The sequence below is a fragment of the Marinactinospora thermotolerans DSM 45154 genome, assembly GCF_900167435.1.
Classification (GTDB): Bacteria; Actinomycetota; Actinomycetes; order Streptosporangiales; family Streptosporangiaceae; genus Marinactinospora; species Marinactinospora thermotolerans.
Map to the genome: position 1 here is coordinate 73511 of NZ_FUWS01000007.1, position 21851 is coordinate 95361.

The 21851-nt window shown below is 73.0% G+C and carries 17 protein-coding genes; 5 read left to right on the plus strand and 12 right to left on the minus strand.

Annotated elements, in window-relative coordinates:
* Positions 1-3: 3 nt before the first annotated feature.
* Positions 4-1281 (minus strand): pyridoxal phosphate-dependent aminotransferase, encoded by a 1278-nt coding sequence (locus B5D66_RS13805; RefSeq protein ID WP_078762141.1) that lies wholly within the window; start codon positions 1279-1281, stop codon positions 4-6.
* A 141-nt stretch (positions 1282-1422) separates the two neighbouring features.
* Here B5D66_RS13805 and B5D66_RS13810 point away from each other — a divergent pair, with 141 nt between their 5' ends.
* The gene (locus B5D66_RS13810; protein ID WP_078762142.1) at positions 1423-2385 is read left to right on the plus strand and encodes a LysR family transcriptional regulator; all 963 of its coding nucleotides are present in this window, start codon (positions 1423-1425) and stop codon (positions 2383-2385) included.
* Positions 2386-2397: 12 nt separating this feature from the next.
* Here B5D66_RS13810 and B5D66_RS13815 read toward each other — a convergent pair whose 3' ends face one another.
* The 6 genes from B5D66_RS13815 to B5D66_RS13840 form a co-directional block, all read right to left on the minus strand.
* Positions 2398-2802: a winged helix-turn-helix transcriptional regulator gene (locus B5D66_RS13815; protein ID WP_078762143.1), complete on the minus strand. Its 405-nt coding sequence runs from the start codon at positions 2800-2802 to the stop codon at positions 2398-2400.
* Between the two features lie 85 nt (positions 2803-2887).
* Entirely contained in the window at positions 2888-3199 is a 312-nt protein-coding gene (locus B5D66_RS13820) for a hypothetical protein (protein ID WP_144390121.1), read from the minus strand.
* A gap of 144 nt (positions 3200-3343) precedes the next feature.
* On the minus strand, positions 3344-4645 hold the full coding sequence (locus B5D66_RS13825) for a glycosyltransferase (protein WP_078762145.1): 1302 nt from the start codon (positions 4643-4645) through the stop codon (positions 3344-3346).
* A complete protein-coding gene (locus B5D66_RS13830; protein WP_078762146.1) occupies positions 4642-5547 on the minus strand; it encodes a DMT family transporter in 906 nt (301 codons plus the stop codon). Before B5D66_RS13830 ends, B5D66_RS13825 begins: the two co-directional genes overlap by 4 nt.
* A gap of 223 nt (positions 5548-5770) precedes the next feature.
* On the minus strand, positions 5771-7243 hold the full coding sequence (locus B5D66_RS13835) for a fused MFS/spermidine synthase (protein WP_078762147.1): 1473 nt from the start codon (positions 7241-7243) through the stop codon (positions 5771-5773).
* A gap of 70 nt (positions 7244-7313) precedes the next feature.
* On the minus strand, positions 7314-8267 hold the full coding sequence (locus B5D66_RS13840; RefSeq protein WP_078762148.1) for an NAD(P)-dependent oxidoreductase: 954 nt from the start codon (positions 8265-8267) through the stop codon (positions 7314-7316).
* Positions 8268-8579: 312 nt separating this feature from the next.
* Here B5D66_RS13840 and B5D66_RS13845 point away from each other — a divergent pair, with 312 nt between their 5' ends.
* Both B5D66_RS13845 and B5D66_RS13850 read left to right on the plus strand, forming a co-directional pair.
* Complete coding sequence (locus B5D66_RS13845) at positions 8580-9512, plus strand: Lrp/AsnC family transcriptional regulator (RefSeq protein ID WP_144390122.1); 933 nt, start codon at positions 8580-8582, stop codon at positions 9510-9512.
* Positions 9513-9611: 99 nt separating this feature from the next.
* Positions 9612-11231 (plus strand): beta-N-acetylhexosaminidase, encoded by a 1620-nt coding sequence (locus tag B5D66_RS13850; RefSeq protein ID WP_144390123.1) that lies wholly within the window; start codon positions 9612-9614, stop codon positions 11229-11231.
* 45 nt (positions 11232-11276) lie between these two features.
* Here B5D66_RS13850 and B5D66_RS13855 read toward each other — a convergent pair whose 3' ends face one another.
* A complete protein-coding gene (locus tag B5D66_RS13855; RefSeq protein ID WP_078762151.1) occupies positions 11277-12188 on the minus strand; it encodes a glycerophosphodiester phosphodiesterase in 912 nt (303 codons plus the stop codon).
* Between the two features lie 258 nt (positions 12189-12446).
* Here B5D66_RS13855 and B5D66_RS13860 point away from each other — a divergent pair, with 258 nt between their 5' ends.
* The gene (locus B5D66_RS13860; RefSeq protein ID WP_078762152.1) at positions 12447-13526 is read left to right on the plus strand and encodes a hypothetical protein; all 1080 of its coding nucleotides are present in this window, start codon (positions 12447-12449) and stop codon (positions 13524-13526) included.
* A gap of 59 nt (positions 13527-13585) precedes the next feature.
* Here B5D66_RS13860 and B5D66_RS13865 read toward each other — a convergent pair whose 3' ends face one another.
* Positions 13586-14701, minus strand: a complete 1116-nt coding sequence (locus tag B5D66_RS13865) for a fumarylacetoacetate hydrolase family protein (protein WP_078762153.1) — start codon at positions 14699-14701, stop codon at positions 13586-13588.
* A 300-nt stretch (positions 14702-15001) separates the two neighbouring features.
* On the opposite strand from B5D66_RS13865, the gene B5D66_RS13870 reads away from it, so the two are divergent.
* On the plus strand, positions 15002-16780 hold the full coding sequence (locus B5D66_RS13870) for a gamma-glutamyltransferase family protein (RefSeq protein WP_078762154.1): 1779 nt from the start codon (positions 15002-15004) through the stop codon (positions 16778-16780).
* Positions 16781-17883: 1103 nt separating this feature from the next.
* Here the strand turns inward: B5D66_RS13870 and B5D66_RS13875 are convergent.
* The 3 genes from B5D66_RS13875 to B5D66_RS13885 form a co-directional block, all read right to left on the minus strand.
* Complete coding sequence (locus tag B5D66_RS13875; RefSeq protein ID WP_078762155.1) at positions 17884-19056, minus strand: C40 family peptidase; 1173 nt, start codon at positions 19054-19056, stop codon at positions 17884-17886.
* Between the two features lie 121 nt (positions 19057-19177).
* The gene (locus tag B5D66_RS13880; RefSeq protein ID WP_078762156.1) at positions 19178-20851 is read right to left on the minus strand and encodes a bifunctional 3'-5' exonuclease/DNA polymerase; all 1674 of its coding nucleotides are present in this window, start codon (positions 20849-20851) and stop codon (positions 19178-19180) included.
* Between the two features lie 66 nt (positions 20852-20917).
* On the minus strand, positions 20918-21832 hold the full coding sequence (locus B5D66_RS13885; protein ID WP_078762157.1) for a 2-hydroxyacid dehydrogenase: 915 nt from the start codon (positions 21830-21832) through the stop codon (positions 20918-20920).
* Positions 21833-21851: the final 19 nt, after the last annotated feature.

The window sequence follows — 21851 nt, forward strand, 5'->3', positions numbered from 1 at the left end:
TGCTCACCCCACCGCCACCCGGGCGGGGCCGGTCACCGCGGCCAGCACCTCTTCGAGCCGGTCGAGGTGGGAGCGGACCCAGGGCAGGAGCGTGGGGTCCTCGGCGTCGAGCGCGCCGCGGCGCTGCGCCTCGCTGGTGCCGTAGAGCAGGCTGGTCGCCACCCGCAACCGCAGCGCCGTGTCCGATTCGCCGAACTCCACGGCGGGCAGCACGCCGACGCCGTGCTCCTCCAGGAGGAAGGCCGCCAGAGCGGGGCCGGTCGTGACGCCGTGGTCGCGTTCCAGCCGTTGCCGGCAGTTGTCGAAGTCGGGGTAGAGGTAGAAACCCGCCTGGGGTGGGGCCACCATGGCCCCGGCCGCGGCGAACCGGTCGGCCACGGCCCGCGCGACGATGCCGTGCAGGCGGCGGCTACGCGCGACGTGCTCGACGAGTTCGGCGGGTTCCGTGAAGGCGTAGGCGGCCGCCTGTTGCACCGGGCCGGCCGGGCTGGACCAGATCTCGCTGGCGATACCGACCAGGTCGGCCCCGATCCTGCGCCCCATCTCGCTTTCGGGGAGGCGGGCCACGCCGATCCGCCACCCTCCCAGGGCCAGGCTCTTGCTCAGCCCGGTCGTGATGATCGTGCGTTCGGGGGCGAACTCCGCGGCGCTGTGCACCTCGGTCGCGGGGTCGTGGACGAGGTCACGGTAGATCTCGTCGGAGACGATGACGAGATCGAGGTCGCGTGCCGCCTCGGCGAGCCTGCGCACCGTATCGTGCGAGGCGACGGTGCCGGTGGGGTTGTCGGGAACCGTGGCGATGACGGTCCGCATGTCACGTCCCTCGGCCCGGGCCGCGGTGACGGCCGCGCGCAGCAGGTCGGGTTCGGGCACCCCGCCCTGGGCGGGCGGGGTCGGCACGAGGAGCGGTCGGCATCCCGCCAGCTGGGCCTGCGCCGCGTAGCTGACCCAACTCGGCGAGGCGATGGCCACGTCCCCGCCGATGGCGGGCAACAGCGCGTACAGCAGGGGCTTGCTCCCCGGCCCGGCAACCACCTGGTCGGCCCGGGTGGGAAGGCCGCGGCGTGTCCAGTACCCGGCGGCCGCCTCGCGCAGTTCCTCGCTTCCCGCCACCGGGCCGTAGGCGTTACGGCCGCCCGCGGCGGACAGGGCGTCGCGCAGGGCCGGGTGGACGGGCAGACCCGCTTCGCCGAAGCCCATCGGCAGAACGGGCAGTCCCTGGCGCCTCCTTTCCGTCAGGGCCTCGTTGACGGCGAGGGTGGCGGACACGGTGACAGCCATGGAGAGATCAACTCCGCATATGTGCAGTGGTGGTGTTGAGAGCCGGTCGGCCTCTTCCTTGGCCTCCGGCTACCCCTAGACTGCCGATCCACCGCCATTAGCACAAGCGACTCTTTGCGAGGGTTACCATAAGCTTTCCTTATGCTCGATCTACGCCGACTCAACGTCCTCAAAGAGTTCGCCGCCCAAGGGACCATCGCGGCCACCGCCACCGCCCTCGGCTACACCCCCTCCGCGGTGTCACAGCAACTGTCGACCTTGGAGCGCGAGGTGGGGACGGCTCTGCTGGACCGTACCGCCCGCAGCGCCGAGCTCACCGACGCCGGGCGGCTGCTCGCCGAGCACGCCGAGCAGATCCTGGCCATGGTCGAGGCGGCCGAGGCGGTGCTGGCCGCGCAGAACGGCGTGCCGCTCGGCCGGGTCACCATCACGGCCTTCCCCACCGCGGCGGTGGCCTTCGCCCCCGTCCTGGCGCAGAGCCTGCACGAGCACCCGGGGCTGCAACTGGTGTTGCGCCAGTCCTCGGAGGGGGCGGGCAAACGCCAGGTGGCCGCGGGGGAGGCCGACATCGCGCTGGTCGACGACTGGACGGGACAGCTCCCCGACAGCCTCTCCGGCAAGCTGCGCCACCACCACCTGCTCAACGACCCGATGGTGCTCGCGGTACCCGAGGGGCACCGGCTGGCCGACCCCGACCGCCCCGTCGACCTGCGCCGGTTGCGCAACGAGGCGTGGGTCGTCGCCCCGCCGGGAGAACCCTCGCGCGCCGCCACCGACCGGCTGCTCGCCGGAATCGGCAGTGTCTTGTCCACCGCCTGGGAGTTCGAGGGGCTGGGCACCATCCTCAGCCTGGTCGCCCGCGGGATCGGAATCGCCGCCGTTCCCTCGCTGGCCGCCCTGTCCGGCAACGGCGGCCTGGTGTTCCGCCGGCTGCCGGGCCGCGCGCCGACCCGCGACGTCTACGCGGTGGCCCGCGCCGCGACCATCCAGCGCCCCTCGATCAACGCGACGCTGCGCGCCCTCTACACCGCGGCCCACGAGGTGAGCCGGGCGTTGGTCACGACGCTGGACAGCACCGTGTTCGGCGAGAAGGCGGAGGAGTGAGCGCCGCCGGGCTCACTCCCCCTCGGGTCCCTTCGCGTGCGCGGCGTCATAGCGTTCGCGCGCCTGGACGACCTGGGGAATGTGCTCCTCGGCCCAGTCGCGCAAGGCGGCCAACGGCGCGACGATGCTGTGCCCCAGGCCGGTGAGACGGTACTCCACGCGCGGCGGAACCTCGGCGTAGACGTGACGCTCGACCAGACCGTCCCGTTCCAGCGCGCGCAGGGTGTGGGTGAGCACCTTCGGCGTGACGCCGCCGATGGCGGTACGCAATTCGGAGAAGCGGTGGGTCCGCTCGAACAGGCGCAGGATGACGAGCACGCTCCACTTGTCGCCGACCCTGTCGATGAGCCGGCGGGTGGGGCAGTCCGGATCGTTGATGTCGCCCGGGCGGCGCGCTTCGGCCTCCATGATCCGCATGGGGAGGATTATATGTCCGGGAGCGTCTTTGTTTCCGATGGAAATCGCCCAGGTGGAAGGCTGCTTTCCGGGAAACGACACTTCCTCACACACCTCGCCGGCCGTCCTGCTCACCCTCCGGGTGCCCACCCGGCGCCGGACAGCGCCGCCGGGCCTGTTCCAGGCGTCTGCGCAGCCGCCGGACGAGCAACCTGCCGCGACTGTGGGCTTCGCGCGCGTCCCACCAGCGCGCGTAGACGTCGATGCGCTCCTGGCGCAGTCCGGCCAGCTCGGTCTCCATCTGCTGCACCCGCTTTTGGATCTCGGCGTGCCGACGCCACCACTCGGCCATCACCGCCTCACAGGCGCGGACGTCCCCCTCGGCCCGTTCGAGCCGGGCGACCAGTTCGTCGACCACGGCCGCCGCCCCGGCCCGGCCACCCCCCAGAAACCACACACCGAATGTGTTTCCCGCGACACCAGGGCGCCACCACGACGTGACGCAAAGACTACGGAAAGCAAAGGGGCGCCGGTCTTCCCGGCACCCCGCGGATCAGGCCCGTCAGGCCGCCATCCCGTTGTCGCGCCGCAGCGGAACCCGGGTGAGCGGAGCGGCGCCATGCGGCGACGTACCGGACCGTCTCGGCCGTATCCGCGCGTAGAGCTCCTCGAATCGGTCGAGCGAGCGGCGCTGGTCGTGCTGGAGCACGATCTCGCGGCTGGCCGCCCCCATCTCCGCCCGTCGGGACGGCGACTCCAGCACGTCCAGGAGGTGGCGCGCGAGCGTGGCGACGTCCCCCGGCGGGTACAGATGGCCGTTGCGGCCCGGACGCACCAGGTGCGGCAGCGCCATGGCATCGGCCGCGACGACCGGAAGCCCGGTGGACATCGCCTCCAGGGTCGCGATGCTCTGCAACTCCGCGATGCCCCCGATCGCGAACAGGTCGGCCGCGACATAGGCGAGCGGCAACTCCTCGTCGGGGACGAACCCGAGGAAGTGGACACGCCCGGCGACCCCGATCTCCTGGGCGAGGGCGCGCAGCTCCTTCTCGCGCTGTCCCGTTCCGACCAGCGCGAGCTGGACGTCGCGGTGGCGCAGGACCTCGCGCAACGCCCGGATCAGCTCGTCGATGCGTTTCTCCTCGTCGAGCCGCCCCACGAACACGATCGTGTCGCGCTCGGGCAGCCCCAGGCGCACACGCGCCGCCGCGCGCTCCTGCCCGCGGGGGCGGAAACGCTCCAGGTCGATGCCGCACGACAGCACCTCGACCGGCCGCGCGAACCCCTGTTCCCTGAGCAGGCGGGCGGCACGCTCGGTGGGCGTGGTGACGTGGTCGGCCTGGAGACCGACCCGCATCATGTCCCGCCACGCCAGCCGGGCGCTGACCGCCTGCAGGCGCGGGGGGATGTGGGCGTGGGCGAACAGGTTCTCCGGCATGAAGTGGTTGGTCAGCACGACCGGCACCCCGGCCGCGCGGGCGCGCCGGATGACGGCGCGGCTGATCGTGAAATGACTCTGGGAGTGCACCGCGTGGGGTGCCAGGCGGGTGATGAGACGGGACAGGTGCCCGTCCACCCCCAACGGCACCGCCACCCTCATGGGCGAGTGCGGCACGACCCGCGACGAGCGCAACCGGTGCAGGGTGACGCCTTCCGCGCGTTCGACGTGCGGCGGCCCGTCGGCGGAGGCGCACACCACGTGCACGTCGTGTCCGCGCTCCGCCAGTCCCACGGCCAGGCGGTGGGTGAAGTAGGCGGCGCCGTTGACGTCGGGCGGGTAGGTGTCGGTGCCGATGAGGATCCGCAGCGCCGGGCCCGCCGGCCGGCCGGGCGAGGTCTGGGGGGATGGGGGGAGCGCGGTCATGTCGTGTCTCCTGGGGTGGTGGTGACGGATGTGGTGGCACGGTCGCCGTTGCGCCCCGCATCGGGGGCGCGGTACTTCGCCCGGGCCAGCACCGCGATCCCGGCAACGGCCAGGAGCCCTGCGACCGTGGCGAGCAGGCGGTCGGGGGCGCCCACGGGCAGCTGCTCGCCCAGCAGCAGCACCCCGATTCCGGCGCCCACGAGCGGGTCGGCGACGAGCAGCGTCGCGTAGGCCGCGGCGAAGTGGCCGGTGCGGTAGGCGTTCTGCTGGAGCAGCCCACCGGCCAGCGCCGCGACCAGCGCGAAGAGCGTGAGCGGGCTGAGCACCGTCAGCGGTTCGGCGGCGGCGCCCGCGGCCACCACCCGGGCGAGCGCGGACGTCGTGCCGAGCGCGGCGCCGCCCGCCGCGGCGAGCAGCATGGCGCGCGGGCCGGCCGCCAGCCGGTGGGCGAGGCCATGGGCGAGGAACGCGACGGCCAGGGCCACGCCCACCAGCGCGGCACCGGTGCCGACGCCCATGACCGGACGCGCCACGGCGTGCGGGAAGAGGAACAGCAGTCCGGCCAGGCCGACCATGACCGCCACCCCCGCGAGAACCTGGCCGGCGGGGATCGGGCGACGGCCGAACAGCCCGGCCAGCACGATCGCGAACAACAGACCGGTGACGCCGACCGGCTGGACGACGGTCAGCGGCGCGCCGCTGAGCGCGACCAGGTGCAGCGCGACACCGCACCCCACGACAACGGTCCCCAGCAGCCAGCGCGGCCGCCGGAGAAGGTGCAGGAGGAACCCGGCCCGGGCGACCCCGCGGCCGGGGGCGCCCACCGCGTCACGTTCCTGGAGAGCCGAGCCCAGCGCCATGCACAGCGCGCCGGCGAGGGCGATCGCGACGGCGGCGGTCATCGTCGTGCCCCCGGACCGGTGGACCGGTTCCGGCGGTGCGGATGGTGGCACACGGCCGGCCTCCCCTCTCCGACAGGCGTCTGCGTCGTCGTCCTTCCCGACAGAAACGCTATGGAGGGGAGGGGACGGCGGCCATATGGCCACCATCCCGAGAACAGGTGGTGTCGGCCCTACCCCGGGAGAGGGGTGGGCCCCCGCGCGCGGGGGCCGCCGGAGGGTCCGCTCAGGTCAGGTAGGGGGTGATGAGCTGGTCGACGGGGGCGTGGTCGTCGGTGAGCACCGGGCCGCGGCGCACCCACTGGGCGACGAGATCGGGGGCGGCCAGCTCGCCCGGCCGGGGCGACGCGGTGACGGCCCGATCCAGCAGCTCCCGGTCGAGGGGGGTGTCGGAGGCGACGACGACGTGGTTGCCACCCACCTCGGAGGCGAAGCCGCCCCGCGCCCCGACCACTTCGACGTGGTCGAACACCTGGCGCAGGGTCGCCACCTCCGCGCCGAGGAAGGCGCGCGGCCCCCGGTCGATGACGTTGACGACGTAGACGCCCCCGTCGCGCAGCACCCGGTGGACCTGCGCCGCGAACTCCCGGGTGGTGAGGTGCCAGGGGACGCTGAGCCCGCCGAAGGCGTCCCCGACGACCACGTCGTAGCTCTCGGCCGGCGCGACCGCGACGCCCGTGCGCGCGTCCCCCGCGTGGACGCTCAGGTCCGGACCGGTGCGCAGGTCCAGTTCGGCGCGTGCCATCCGGGTGACGGCCGGGTCGAGTTCGAGCACCTCCCCGGTGGACCCCGGCCGGGTCTCGGCCAGCCAGCGCGGCATGGTGTAGGCGCCGCCGCCGATGTGCAGCGCGTCGATCGGTCCGGCCGGTGCGAGGGCGTCGATCGCGGCCCCGAACCACTGGGTGTAGGCGAACTCCAGGTGGGCGGCGTCGGCGAGATCGACATAGCCGTGGCGCAGGTCGTCGAGGTAGAGCACGCGGCCCGTCGGCCGTTGCGGATCGGTTTCGACCCGCGCGCAGTAGTAGGCGGTCTCGACGTCGCAGGAGGAGGGCACGCTGACGAGGAGTCCGCCGCCCAGGGTGACCACGGCGAGCATCGCCGCGCCCCCGCGTCCACCGCGCGGCACCCCGTGACGTAGCAGGAGCACACCGCCGAGAAGGACGAGGCCGCCGCCGGTGACCAGCAGCACCATGGACACCGGCAGGGCGCTGATGAGCACGTAGCCGGTGAGGAAGGTGCCGGCGAGCGAGCCGACCGTCCCCCAGGCGCTGAAACGCCCGACGACGCCGCCGGCCTGGTCGAGGTCGGCCAACTGGGTCTTGACGACGACCGGGGTGACCGCGGACAGCAACGCCACGGGCAACGCGATGCCCGAGGCGACGAGGAGCAGCGCGGTGATGGGGCCCGCGCCGGTGAGCAGTGGACCGGCTCCGATGACGATGGGGCGGGCCAGCATGGTCAGGCCGCCGCCGAAGACCAGGAGGGGGCCGAGGAGACCGCCGGGGGGACGGCGGTCGGCGGCGTCACCGCCGAGCTTGGCGCCGAGCGCGATGGCTCCCAGCGCGACGCCGATGGCGGCGGTGTAGGTCTCTAAGGTGTCCCCCGCGTAGGGGGCGACCAGCCGCACCACGACGATCTCCAGGACGAGTACGGCGGCGGAGGACAAGACGACGAGCACCGTGGCGAGGATCCGGTTCACGCGCCCGAGCTTAGGGGGAGCGGGAGGGGGCCGCGCCGCGAGAGCCCGCGGCCTTCCGGTCGGACGGGGCTCAGCAGGGTGCGGCGGAGACCTCGGAGGCGGGGAAGGGACGGGTGTCGCTGCGGGCCACCGGGTCCAGGGGGATGCCCCGCTCCCACCAGGAGACGACGTTACGCGCCAGGCGCACGGCCCGGTCGCGGGCCTGCTCCGCCTGTGGACAGAGCTGGACGGCGGGGTGGTTGCGCAGCGGCGAGGGCGCTCCGAGACGGGACGGGAGCGCCAGGGCCGGGCTTCCCGCGACCCCGGCGAGCCGGCCCGTGTGCAGGGCGGTGAGCAGCGCGCCGCGGTCCACCACAGCGGGGTCGGACAGGTTCACCAGGATCGCGCCCGGACGGACGCGGCCGAGGGCGTCCGCGTCGACGAGTCCTTCGGTGCGCGCGGAGAGGGGGACGTGCACCGAGATGATGTCGCTGGCCTCCATCAGGTCGGGCAGGTCCATGCGCGCCACCCCCGATGGCCACGCCCCGGTCTGGGGGCCGGTCCCGACGACGCGGCCGAACAAGGGGCGGGCGAGTTCGGCGGCGCGGAACCCCGTCTCCCCCATCCCCACCAGTCCGAGGGTCAACCGCGCGGGCCGGCACGGGGTCCCCTCCTCACAGGCGAGGCGGCGCGCCTGGGAGATGGCGAGGGCGATGGCCTGGTGGGCGCTGGAGTGCGGGTCGGCGGCTCCGGGAAGACAGGCCACCCACAGCCCGCGCCGTTCGGCCGTCTCGACGTCCACGGCGGAGGCGTCGGAGCGCGCGGTGACGATGAGGCGCAGGTCCGGCAGCCGGTCCAGGAGACCGGCGTCCACCCGGACCTCGCCCGTGATGAGCGCGACGGCGCCGCGGGCGCCGGCCACGATGTCGTCGGGGTCGCAGGTGCCGAGGAAACGCACCTGGAAGCCGGCACGGGTCAGGAAGTCCATGACGGGGGACGGGTCGAGCCCTCCGGTATCCGTGATGGCCACGCGAGGATCGGCCACGTCTCACCTCCGTTCAGGCAAATTCCTGCCACCAATTCTGAAAAGTACCTTTTGACACTTCGTGAGAACAGAGGGCCTGAAGCCCGACATCTCACCCCATCCGACCGAACCCCCGGCGACCAGGGGGTTCGCTCCCCGAAAAACCGGCGCGAGAGATCCCCGTCACATCACGCAACGCGACGTCCCATACCGCGAACGCACCCGTTCCCGCTCCCCACCCGAACGGGTGGCCGGTCCCGGTCGCGGCTTCCACGGAATCGCGCCGCTCGGCACAATTGGGCGCACATCCCCCAGACGAGGTAGGTGAGCCGAGTGCGCGCAGTGGAGCTGGACGCCACGGACGCGGCGATCGTCCGCGAGTTGCAGACCGACGGGCGCCTGGCGTTCGAGACGCTCGCCGGACGTGTCGGGCTCTCACGCGCGGCGACACGGCTGCGGGTACAGCGCCTCCTCGGGTCCGGCGCCCTACAGGTCATCGGCATCGTGCATCCGGCGGTGCGCTCGATCCGCGCGGTGGCGCACCTGTTCATCGATGTCTTCTCCGACGCCGCCCCCGTCGCCGGCGCCGTGGCCGCCCTCCCCCACATCGCCCCGGTGAGCCTGACCGCCGGCCGCTTCCCGTTGGTCGCCGAAGTACGCGGCCGCGGCCTGCCCGACCTGACCGAGGCGGTCGAGCGGGTGCGCGCCCTCCCCGGCGTCCGCGACGTCGACACCGCCGTGTGCACCCACGTGCTCAAGGACCCCCACCTGCCTGCGCAGGACCCGCGGGCGGTCGACGTCGACCCGCTGGACGAACGGCTGATGAGGTTGCTGGAGAAGGACGGGCGCACCTCCTTCGCCGACCTGGCCGGCGCGGTCGGCCTGTCCGCCGGAGCGGTGCGCAGTCGGGTGCTCCGGCTGATCAACGCCTCCGCGATACGGGTCACCGCCGTCGTCGATCCGGCGGCGCTCGGGTTCGGGCGGATCGGCGGGTTCGCGCTGCGCCTGGAGGAGGAATCGGGCGACGCCCTCAACGAGGTCACCTCCTGGGAGCGTATCCACCACCTGACCCGCTGCCTGGGACGGGTGGACGCGATCGGCACGGTCGCCGCGGAGTCCACCTCCGACCTCTACTCGGTGTATGAACGGCTGCGCGCCCTGCCCGGCATACGTGTGGTCGAGACGTGGGTCCACGTCGAGACGGTGAAGGAGCGCTACGCTCCCGCGCCCCCCGAGGCCGGGCGGTTGGCGGTCGCCGGCCGCTGACCTGACCCGCGCCTCATCGAGGGATCGCGAGAGGGGGAGGGCGCTCTCCCCTGGGGAAGCCCGCCACCTCCCTTCCGCTATGTCCTTTTCCTGCCCCTCATGGCAACATGGCCCCGACACTGGTCTAGACCGGATGAAGGAGCCCTCGTGCCAGAACACTCACTCGTGCCCCGGCCCGCCCAGATCGCCCCGGGCGAGGGGAGCGGGCTGGTCCTCGACGCCGCGACCGGGATCTCGTGCGACGAGGCCGCCCAGGGCACCGCGCTGTGGCTGCGCACGGAGCTGGGAGCGGCGACCGGGCTGGCCTTTCCCCCCGCCACGGGTGCCGGCCGCCACATCCGGCTCTCGGTGGACGACTCCGCCGGGCTGTCCCCCGAGGGCTACCGGCTCACGATCGACTCCGAGGGCGCGAAGATCGTCGGACACGACCCGGCCGGCGTGTTCTACGGCGCCCAGACACTGCGCCAGCTGCTGCCCCCGGCCGCCTACCGGCGCGCCCCGCTCCCCGGGGAGTGGCGGTTGCCCGCGACCGAGATCACCGACCGACCGCGGTTCGGCTGGCGCGGCTGCATGATCGACGTCGCCCGCCACTTCCTGCCGAAGCACGACCTGCTGCGGCTCATCGACCTGCTGGCCCTGCACAAGCTCAACGTGTTGCACCTGCACCTCAGCGACGACCAGGGATGGCGCGTCGAGATCAAGCGCTACCCCCGGCTGACCGAGGTGGCGTCCTGGCGGCACGAGAGCCAGGTCGGCGCGGGCGACCCGCCGACCTTCGACGGCCGGCCGCACGGCGGTTTCTACACCCAGGACGACATCCGCGAGATCGTCGCCTACGCGGGCGCCCGCCACATCCGGGTCGTTCCGGAGATCGACATCCCCGGCCACTCCCAGGCCGCGATCGCCGCCTATCCCGAGCTCGGCGAGAGCGGCGACCTCCAGGTCGGACGCAGGTGGGGGGTCATCGAGGAGGTGCTCAACGTCTCCGACGCGACGCTGGAGTTCTACCGGAACGTCTTCGACGAGATCATGGAGCTGTTCCCCGACGAGTACGTGTGCGTCGGCGGCGACGAATGCCCCAAGGGACAGTGGCGCAACAGCCCCATCGCCCAGGAGCGCATCAAGTCCGAGGGACTCGCCGACGAGGACGAACTCCAGAGCTGGTTCATCCGGGCCTTCGACCGCTACTTCACCGAGCGCGGCCGGCGCCTGCTGGGCTGGGACGAGATCCTGGAGGGGGGCTTGGCCCCCGGGGCGACCGTGGCGTCCTGGCGCGGCCGTGAGGGGGGCATCGCCGCGGCGCGGGCCGGGCACGACGTGGTGATGTGCCCGACCCAGACGTCCTACCTGGACTACCGCCAGTCCGACTCCCCGGACGAGCCCATCCCCGTGGGCACCGTCTTGACCCTCGCCGATGTCTACGCCTCCGAGCCGGTCCCCACGGAGCTGACCGAGGAGGAGGCGCGGCACGTGCTCGGCGCGCAGGTCAACGTGTGGACCGAGCACATGGACTCACCGCGCCGGGTCGACTACATGGTCTTCCCCCGCCTGTCGGCGTTCGCCGAGACCGTGTGGTCCTCCGGTGAACGCGACTACGCCGAGTTCCTGCCTCGTCTCACCGACCACCTGCGACGTCTGGACGCGATCGGCGTCGAGTACCGCCCGCTGGATGGTCCGCGTCCCTGGCAGCGCCGGCCCGGGGTGCCCGGACGCGACTAGACGCGCGGCCGGGCCCGCCCGTGGGCGGGCCCGGCCGGCTCCAGGTCAGCCCCGGGCGCCGGTCTCCTCCTCGATGACCTTGAGCAGGACGTCGGGGTAGTCGGTGATGACGCCGTCCACCCCCTTGGCGATGGCGGCGCGCATGTCATCGGGCCGGTTGACGGTGTAGACGAAGACCTCCAGGCCCGCATCGTGGACCGCGGCGACGTAGTCGGCGTCAACGGCGGTGTGGCTCGGGTTGATCTGGTCGGCCCAGCCGGCGTACTCGGCGATGCGCTCCTCGGGCACCACCCCGAGCAGCCCGTGCGGGACGCGCGGGAGCAGGTCGTGGGAGGCGCGCATCGACTCCCAGTCGAAGCTCTGGATCACCAGACGCGGCTGGGCGTCCCGCCCATGCCCCGAGGCGGCCAGCCACCAGCGGTTCTGCTTGAGCGTCTTGGCGATGTCGGCCTCGATCCCCTCGTACAGGGACGGTGACTTGACCTCCAGCAGCAGGTTGAGCCGGTGGGCGCGCAGCAGGTCCAGGGCCTCCTGGAAGGTGGGGACCCGCTCCCCCGCGTAGGCGGCGCCGAACCAGGACCCGGCGTCGAGCGTGCGGATCTCCGCCAGCGTGAAGTCGCGCACGGCGTAGGAGGAGCGGCCCGGGAAGACCTCCTCGACGTCGGTCGTGCGGGTCAGGGTGGTGTCGTGCATCAGCACGAGCTCACCGTCCGCGGTGCGCTGGACGTCGATCTCGACGGTGCTCGCCCCCCGCGCCCGGGCCTCCTCGATCGCGGCGAGGGTGTTCTCCGGCGCGTAGGCCGAGGCGCCGCGGTGGGCCACGCCCACCACCGCGGAACGGTCGCCGCCCCGCCATGGGCCGGCCGGCCCGTCAGTGGGGGCGGCCACCGCCGTTCCGGCGGTTCCCATGACGAGACAGGTGGCCGTGGCCACGACCACTCCGAGCCGACTGAACATGGCACTCCCTACTCCGCGTGGACGCACTGACCGTTCCAGGGTGATCTCAGCCGGTTACCGGGGAATGTCGAGCGGGCGATCCACCGGTGCCGCACCGGAAAACCCGCGCCCCGCCCCGCTCGCGTCCGATCCGACCGCGCGACACGAACTACGCCTTGTGAGTATTTGATCACATGCTGTGAGATTTTTGGGACAGGTGGCACGTAGCGACGCACAAGGTGCCACGTCCGAAATCCCGTAGTCACAGGAGAACCGAACATGCGCAAGCCACATACGAAGTGGACCACACTGGCGGGCGCCGCCACCGTGTCCCTGGCCGGGTTCCTCGCCTGCGCCGCACCCGCGGCGGCGGTGGCCACCGTGGCGGAGCAGCCGTCTCCCCCGTGGTCCGCGATCCGGCCGGGCTCCGCCATCGCCTACCGGATCGACGGATTCGACATCGGCTACCTTCCCTCCGCCCTCCAGGAGGACAACTACGCCATCAGCGCCCAGGCGCGTACCGAGCAGGAGGGAGGCCGTACCGCCTACGTCTCCTGGCTCCTCGGCGGCCAGACCCACGCCCGGGTGGCGATCATGCGCTCGGAGACCCTGCAGGACCTCGACGGGTTGCGCGAGGAGCACTTCGCCGACCTCGACCAGGACTCGCTGCGCAAGGTCACCGAGGGGGGACGCACCTCCTACCTGTCGGAGGGCACCGGCCACATGTTCTGGGTGGACGAGCCCGGGGTCGCCGTCTCGGTGTTCCTCGAACCGCAGATGTGGGACTCCGCGGAACTGGCCAGGGTCGGCTCCAGCATCCGCCAGAGCCGTTTCGCCGGCGTCCAGATCCCCAACAACCCGATCCTGTCGGGAGCGCTGCCCTCCTCCGAGGGCACCGCCCAGGACGAGCCTCTCGCCCGACCCGCGACCAACAAGCCCGAACAGGGCCCCGCCTCGAACCCGGGGATACCCGTCCCGCCCGCGGCGCCGCCGGCCGGCGCCCCGGTGCCGTCAGAGCAGGAGGCGCCCCCGTCCCGGCCCCGCCCGAACGCGGTGACCGACCAGCAGATCCGGCAGTGCCTGGCCGACAAGCTCTCGGCCCCCGCCTCCTCCGGCGAGGCGCAGGGCGAACCCGCCTGGGACGAGGCGCTGTGGCTCCAGGCCGAGGCCCCCGCTCGCGACGCCGCGATCACCAGCTGCTCCGACCAGCTGCGGGTGGAGCGGTGGCGCGTCGAGGAGGCCGTCGCCCCGCTGGAGCAGGAACCCGCCGAGGAGGACAACGCCGAGGAGGCGCCGCGGCCCGGTCCCGGCCTGACCATGCCGCCGTTCGACTCCTGGAACCTGCTGTTCTGGCTCTGATCCATCCGGACCCGGGACCCGCCGCTCGGCGGGTCCCCGTCTGCCCGTCGCCCGCCCCCTCACCCGCGCACGGAGTGGATCACCGCGGTGACCTCCCCCAACCGGATCGTGCCACCGGACATCCCCCGCGCGGCGGCGGTGATCACGACCCTGTCACCGTCGTCGAGGAGCACCGGGGCCGCCTCCGCACCGCCCGGCTCCACGAGCGTCCCCTCCTCGTCTCGTTCCTCCCCCGAGACCGCTCCCGAGACGTAGAGGTCGCCGGTGCGCAGCGGCGCGCCGCCGCTCGTCAGGTGCGCGAGCATCTGGTCGGCGGTCCAATACGTCGAGGCGTAGGGGGGACGCGAGACGACCCGCCCGTTGAGCCGTATCTCCAGCGTGACGTCCAAACCCCAGTCCGCGACCCGTCTCAAATAGGGGAGCGGTGGCGGGGACTGCTCCCGTCCGGCGCGGCGTGCCGCGCCCAGCGCGTCGAGCGGGACGACCCACGGTGAGATCGAGGTCGCAAACGCCGGGCCGAGGAGGGGACCGCCCTCCCACCCCTGGAGGTCGCGCGCGCTCCACTCCCCCGCCACGACGACGCCGAAGACGTGTTGGGCGAAGTCGGAGACCGGGACGCTGCGGCCGGGTGGGGTGGGCGCGCCGATCACGAACCCCAGCGCGGCACCGACGTCGACCTCGCGGGACGGACCGAACGTGGGGATGTCGGCCCCCGGCTCCAGGTACTGCCCCGAGGGCCGCGCGATGTCGCCGCCCGACAGCACGACCGTGCCCGCCCTGCCATGGTGCCCCACCGGGAAATGCCGAGGGCCGCCACCGGTCCGCGGCGTGTCCTGGAAGAAGGTGAGATCGGTGATCTCAAACGGTGGGTGCAGCGTGACGTCCGCCAGGGGGACGAGGTGGGGTTCGGCCCTCGCGCGGCCGGAGTCGCTGGTCAGCATGCCCCCGATCTTGGCCCTGGTGGCACGCCAGGCCGTGGAGCCACGGGCCATGAAGGGGGCGAGCGAGGACACGCAGAACTCCGGATCGCCCAACGTGCCGGCGAGGTCCAGCACGAACTCCCCGATCCGGACGCCCACCCGGGGCGCCCCTCCCCCACGGGAGAACACCCCGTAGGGGAGGTTGTCGGCCCCGAATCCGGTCGTGTCGGCTCCTGGTACCCAACTGTGTGCCACGGCCCTCCTCAGGTCTCGGTGACGCCACCCCGACCGTGTGCCGGGTCCCCTCCCTCACTGGTACCCGCGCCCGCCGACGGAACCCCCGCGCGGGCCCGGGACCACGGGCCGAAGGCGGCCGCCGGAGAGCGGCCCCGGCCCTCCGGTTCGCGGGACCCGCCCGCCCCCGTTCCGGAACCCCACGCATGGACGTTCCTCCTATCAGGCGGACAACGGCATACCGTGTACGAAATCTCCCCGTATCGGTACGCTGGCCGCGCGTCACCGCCAGGATCCGGTCCCCAGGAGGCTCCCGACCCCATGTATCCCTTCTCCACACGCCCCGAGCTTCGCGGCCGTTTCGGCATGGTCGCCTCCACCCATTGGCTGGCCAGCGCCACCGGCATGTCGGTGCTGGAACGCGGTGGCAACGCGTTCGACGCGGCGGTCGCGGCGGGGTTCACCCTCCAGGTCGTCGAACCCCACCTCAACGGACCCGCGGGAGAGGTGCCCATCATCTTCCACGCCTCCGGGGCCACCCCCACGGTGATTTGCGGGCAGGGGCCCGCGCCCGCCGCCGCCACCCCCGAGGCCTTCGCCGGGCTTGAGCGCGTCCCCGGCAGCGGAGTACTGCCGGCGTGCGTTCCCGGCGCGTTCGACGCCTGGATGCTGCTGCTGCGCGACCACGGGACCATGGAAGTGCGCGACGTGCTCGAACACGCCATCGGCTACGCCCGCAACGGCTATCCGCTCATGCCGCAGATCGTCGAGAAGATCGCCGCCCTGGAGCCGGTGTTCCGAGAGTGGTGGCCGGGGTCGGCCGCGCTGTACCTGCCCGGCGGGACCGTCCCCCGCGCGGACTCCTTCCTCGCCAACCCGGCCCTCGCCGACACCTACCAGCGCGTCGTGCACGAGGCCGAACGCGCTGCGCGCACCCGCGAAGGCCGCATCGACGCGGCCCGGCGCGTCTGGCGCGAGGGGTTCGTCGCCGAGGAGATCCTGGGCTTCCTGCGCTCCCCCGTCCCCGACGGCTCCGGCGAGCATCACCAGGCCCTCCTCGACGGAGCCGACCTGGCCGGTTGGAGCGCCTCCTACGAGGACACCGTCAGTCTGGAGTACGAGGGACTGACCGTGCACAAGACCGGGCCGTGGGGGCAGGGCCCCGTCTTCCTGCAACAGCTGCGGCTGGCCGAGGCCCTGGGCACCAAAGAGCTGGAGGTGACCTCGGCGGAGTTCGCGCACCGGGTCGTGGAAGCGGCCAAGCTCGCCTTCGCCGACCGGGAGGCGTGGTACGGCGATCCCCGGTTCGTCGACGTCCCCCTGCCGGAACTGCTCTCGCCCGCCTACGCCGAACAGCGCGCGTCCCTCGTCGGGGAGGCGGCCTCACTCGAGCTACGTCCCGGGGCGCCCGATGGGCGCACCCCCCACCTGCCGGAACTCCGCCTGGTGGGCAGCGGCGGCCCCGGACCGGACACCATCGGGGAGCCGACGGTCGACCGCGCCGGTGAGCAGCGCGGGGACACCTGTCACCTCGACGTCGTCGACGCGCACGGCAACATGGTCTCGGCGACGCCCAGCGGCGGCTGGCTGGCGAGCTCACCGGTCATCCCCGCTCTGGGATTCCCCCTGGGCACCCGCGGCCAGATGTTCTGGCTGGACCGGCGCTCCCCCAGCGTGGTCGGACCGGGCCGGCGACCGCGCACGACCCTGACCCCGACGCTGGTCACCCGGGGCGACGAGGCGGTGCTGGCCCTGGGCACCCCCGGAGGCGACCAGCAGGACCAGTGGTCGCTGACCTACTTCCTGCGCCTCGTCCACGGGGACATGAACCTCCAGGAGGCCATCGACGCCCCCATGTTCCACACCAACGCCTTCCCCGGCTCCTTCCATCCGCGCGAGGTGGCACCGGGCGAACTCGTCGTGGAGTCCCGGGCGGGGGAGGAGGTCATCGACGAACTGCGCCGGCGTGGCCACCGTGTGGTGGTGTCGGGCCCCTGGTCCCTGGGACGCCTGTCGGCGGTGAGCCGCGATCCGGAGAGCGGCGTGCTGCGCGCGGCCGCCAACCCGCGGGGAGCCCAGGGGTACGCGGTGGGGCGGTGACCGTTCCCGATCGGCTCGGGAAGACATGAAGAATGGATACGATCGTTTCAACCCGCCGAGCTGATTTTTCCGTTATTTTAGGAACGACCGGGCTAACAGCTCCCCTCTTGCCAAAATACGCGCGAGCGGCTTATCTTGACGCGGGAGAAAGCACCATTGTTTTACCTTGGAGTGCTGCCCGATAACTCGATGACCACGATGCAGGGCCCGTTTCACCGGCTACCCCCTCCCTCGGTGGAACCCCTGCTTCCCGCTCCTGCGTGATACGGCCCCTCCCCTCCCGGCCGGCTCACGACAGGAGACCGAAGGGGCCGTGCCGGCGCGGCACGGCCCCTTCGCTGCGCCCCGGACCTGCCACGATCCCGGCGGCCCCTCTCCCCGAGGACATCGGGTGAGCGTTCCGGGACGGTCCATGCCGTCCATGGGAGCGGCTGCCCGGACAGCCCCCGACGATCACCGCCTCCCCGGCGCGCGAGGGGCCGGGCCCGGCCCGCCCTTGGCGGATGAGCGGCGATGCGTTCCCCGGAGTTCTCCGGGGAGCGCCCAGGACCGAATCCGGGCCACAACCGGGACACGCGGTGATCGTGGGTGTGGGTGGGCGCTTCGGCGACCGCGTGGGTGGGCCGGCGGTGACGCCGCGTTTCTCGGCTCCGAGGCGACTTCCGCGGACCGCCGGCGCCGGCTCGTCCGTCGCCGCCATGTCCTCGCCGCCCCTGGCGCTCTTTCCAGCCCGTGGCCGGCCCCGTGCGGGGGCGGTGACCGATCGAATCGGATCCGACGAGGCCACAACCGTCCAGGCGGAGATGGTGAACCGCCGGTACGGAGCAGGTCGGCGGCCATCACGACGGCACCCGCGACGGCCCCGACCGCCCCGTGCGCCCATTCCGCGCGACCGGACGAGGACGGACCACCGCCGCCGCCGAAGGCGGCGGGGACGTGAGCCGGGCCGACCGTGCGGGAGGATCCGTCCGTCTCCACGGTCCACCGGCCCTCGTCCTCACCGACCCGATGTCCGTCCGCTCCCCAGAACGGCGTTGCACCGTCCCGCCTGGGAAAACACCACCGTCCGGCCCGGCCCGCGAGCGCGCGACGGCGTCGGGACGCTAGACGTGGACGCGGACCAGTCCGGCCATCTTCTCCATCCGGACCTCGGTCACCTTCACCACGTCACCCGAACGGGGGGCCTCGATCATCATCCCGTCCCCGAGGTAGATGGCGACATGGGAGATGTAGTCGGGGGCGGTGGGATCGGTACGCCAGAAGATCAGGTCGCCACGGCGGGCGTCGGCGTAGTCGACGTGCTCCCCCGCCCACCACTGGTCGTGGGTCACCCGGGGCACCGCCACCCCCGCCTGGGCGAACGCCCATTGGACCAGGCCCGAACAGTCGAAGCTGTCCGGCCCCTCGTCGCCCCACACGTAGGGGGTGCCCAGCTTGGACTCGGCCGCCGCGATCATCCTCTCGACGACCGTACCGGGGACCGGGTCGCCCTCGGCGTCGAAGGGCCGGTCCTCGGGTTCCTCGGCGAGCACCTGGAGGCCCGCGTCCTCGCCCAGGACCTCCTCCAGCCGATCGCGCAGGTCCCACAGGTCGGCGTCGGGAGCGGAGATGACCAGGCCGTTGCCCTCGGGGAAGCCGAGCTCGGCGGCGACCTCGCGCGACACCAGCGCGTCGATCCCCGCGACGCCCGAGGTCGCGTGGGTCCAGACCGGAAGCTCGACCATGCCCTTGCCGCCGGCGACCTCGACGTCGTGGCCGAGTTCCAGACGGCGCTGTTCGCCGACCTCCTTGGAGAGCGCGATGCCGCCGCCCGCGACCCCCTGCCAGATCTCGTCGGACCTCGCCGACGGTTCCGGGGCGAACCCCCGGAAGGAGGAGGCGTCCACACCGAGTACCGACGTCGTCTCGCCGTCCACGCGTACCCGTGCGGCGTCCACGACCTCGACCGCCTCGACGCCGTCGATCCGGCGCACCTCGGCGAGGGTCCTCGCCGGGACCGTGCCCGGCAGCACCGCGAAGTACTCCCGTGACCGGATCTCGCCCAGGGGTTCCACCTCGGCCCGGCGCACCCTCGCGCGGCCGGAATCGGCCACGGGGGGCGACGCCGGTTTGGCCGAATCGCGCTCGGCGGGTTCGCTTCCGCTGTTGTGCCGCCCGCTGTCGACCGCCGGACGGGGACCGGGCTCCGGTTCGGCCCAGGCGGGGGCGCTCACGCCCCCGAAAGCCACGCTGAACACCATCGCCGAGCCCGCACAAGCCGCAAGATGCCGGCGCATCCCTACCTCGCCTTCCCGCGCCCGGTGAGAATGTCGGCTACCAGAATGGGCCGAAACCCGTTCTGTTTCAAGCAAAGATCACGTGAACGAGCGGGGCCCCGCGCACAGTGTGACCGTCGTGTCAGGCGTCGGCGTAGCACTCGACGACGGAGACGTCCAGCGGAAAGCGGACGTCCGTCTCACCGAACAGCGTCCGACGGGTCTCGGCCTCGGCGTCGCCCAACATCTCCACCACTTTCCCGGCGAGGGGACGGGGGGTGTGCAGGACCAGCTCGTCGTGCTGGAAGAACACCAGCCGAACGGTGTCGCGGGTCGACTCCTCCGCCCCGATCCGGCGCCGCACGGCGGCCATGAGGACCAGCGCCCATTCCGCCGCCGTGGCCTGGATGACGAAGTTGCGGGTGAAGCGCCCGCGCTCGCGCGCCGCCCGCCGCGCCGCCTCGCTGTCGGGTTCCTCCGCCACGATCCGCCGCCACTTCGCGGAGGGCGGCGGACAGGTCCGTCCCAGCAGGGAGCGCACCAGCCGTCCCTCCTCCCCGGCCCGCGCCGCGGCGTCCACGTGCCGCATCGCCTGAGGGAACGCGCGCCGCATGACACGCAGCAGCGGAGCGGCATCCCCGCCGGTCTGGCCGTACATCGCGGCGAGCACCGCGATCTTCGCGCGGTCGCGGTCACCACCGAACGCGCCGGCCAGCCTGGCGTACAGGTCACCCCCCGCGGCCGCCGCGGCGAGCCCGTGGTCGCCGGAGAGCGCGGCGAGGACGCGCGGTTCGAGCTGCCCGGCGTCCGCCGCCACCAGGGTCCATCCCGGATCCGCGGTCACGGCCCTGCGGATGGCCCGGGGAATCTGCAACGCGCCACCGCCCCGGGTGGCCCACCGGCCCGAGACGACCCCACCGACGACGTAGTCCGGCCGGAACCTGCCGTCGCGCACCCAGGTGTCCAGCCACGTCCACCCGTTCGCCGAGAACAGCCGGGACAGCTCCTTGTAGCGCAACAGCAGCGGGACGGCGGGGTGGTCGACGCCCTTCAGGACCCAGGAACGGGTCGAGGGGAGGGAGTGGCCGGCCGCCGCGAAGGCCCTGAGGAGCTGCGCGGGCGAGTCGGGGTTGACCGTGCGCCCGAAGGCCGCGCTGATCTGCTCGGCGAGGTCGGCGAGGACCTCCGGTCGCGCACCCGCGTGCGGCCGGGGACCGAGCTGTTCGGTGAGCAACCGGTCGTGGACGTCGGCTCGCCACGGCACGCCGTCGAACGCCATCTCCGCCGCGGCCAGCGCCCCCGCCGACTCCACCGCGGCCAGCAGCGCGAAACGGTCGGGCCGGGCAAGCGCGGCGATACGACGCTGCTGGTCGGCGTGGACCTCGACGAGCGCGGCGAGGTGGTCGGTGCCGGCCGGCAGAGCCGAGCGGTCGGGCTCGAAAAGGGCCTCTTGGGGGCTCGAACCGACCTGGGAGACGGGATCGTCGGGCACGCTCCTGCCGTGCAGCCGCGCCCACGCCGCCCCAAGGGAACGCGCCTCGCCGGAACGGCCCTGGTGGGCGAGGAGCAGCGCCTCGACAAGGGCGACGTCGTGGCAGCGTCCAAGGCGCGGTGTCCCTCTGCGTAGCAACGAGGGGTAGATCTCGCTGGTGGCGGCCCACACCCACCGTGGCGGGCCGGCGGGCGAGCGTTCGAGGACGGCCATCTCGGCCGGCAGGTCGGCGGCGTGCCACGGCGCCCCCTGGGGCGTGCCGTCGGCGCGCAGCCGACACAGCATCGCCCCGCCGTCCGGATCCGGGGCCACGGCGGTACGCATGCCCTAATTCTGGCCCCGACCTGCGACATTCCGCGCCGCGGGACACGGCGGCGGCCGTGACCCGGCTCAGCCCTGCCCCGCGCCCGCGCGGACCTCGTTGGCGAGGGGCTCACCGGCCGCCCACCGGCGTATCTGCTCCTCCACGAACCTGCGGGCGCGCGGGTAGAACGTCGCCGAGCCCCCGGCGACGTGCGGGGTGATGTGGACTCCCGGCGCGTCCCACAACGGGTGGTCGGCGGGCAGCGGCTCCGGATCGGTCACGTCCAGGAAGGCGCGCACCCGCCCCTTCTCCGCGAGCAGCGCCTCGGTGTCGAGCACCGGACCGCGTCCCACGTTGACCACCAGCGCGTCGTCGCGCAGCAACGCGAACTCGCGCGCGCCGAACATCTTCTCGGTGTCGGGCGTGTGGGGCACGACGATCACCACCACATCGGCGTCGGGCAGCAGCCGGTGCAGGTCGGAGATCCCGTGGACCCCCGTCTCGGGCCGCGGCCGGCGGGCCAGGCGCACCACCTCGGCCTCGAACGGGACCAACCGCTGTTCGATCGCGGCGCCGATGCTGCCGTAGCCGACGATCAGCACCCGTGACCCGGCCAGGGAACGGGTGTAGTGCGGTGCCCACGTGTGCCGGCGTTGGTCGGCGGTCCAGCGGGGCAGGTCGCGTTGGGCGGCCAGGACGAGGGCCAGCGCGTGCTCGGCGGTGCTCGCGTCGTGGAGGCCGCGCCCGTTGTACAGCGCCGCCCCCTCCGGAAGCACCTCGAGCGCGTGCTCGTACCCCGCGGTGAGGAGCTGGAGGCCACGCAGCCGGGGCATGCGCGCCACCGGTCGAAGCGCTCCCGCCCGCCCATAGGGGGCGACGTAGAAGACCACGTCGGAGAGGTCCCCGGGCGGCTCGCCCGTGCCGTCGTAGACCTCCACCCGCAGATCCCCGAGACCGTCGCTCCGGTCGAGGTCCCAGGGGACCAGCACCCGGTCGCCCATCGCCCGCTCCTCCGCTCCG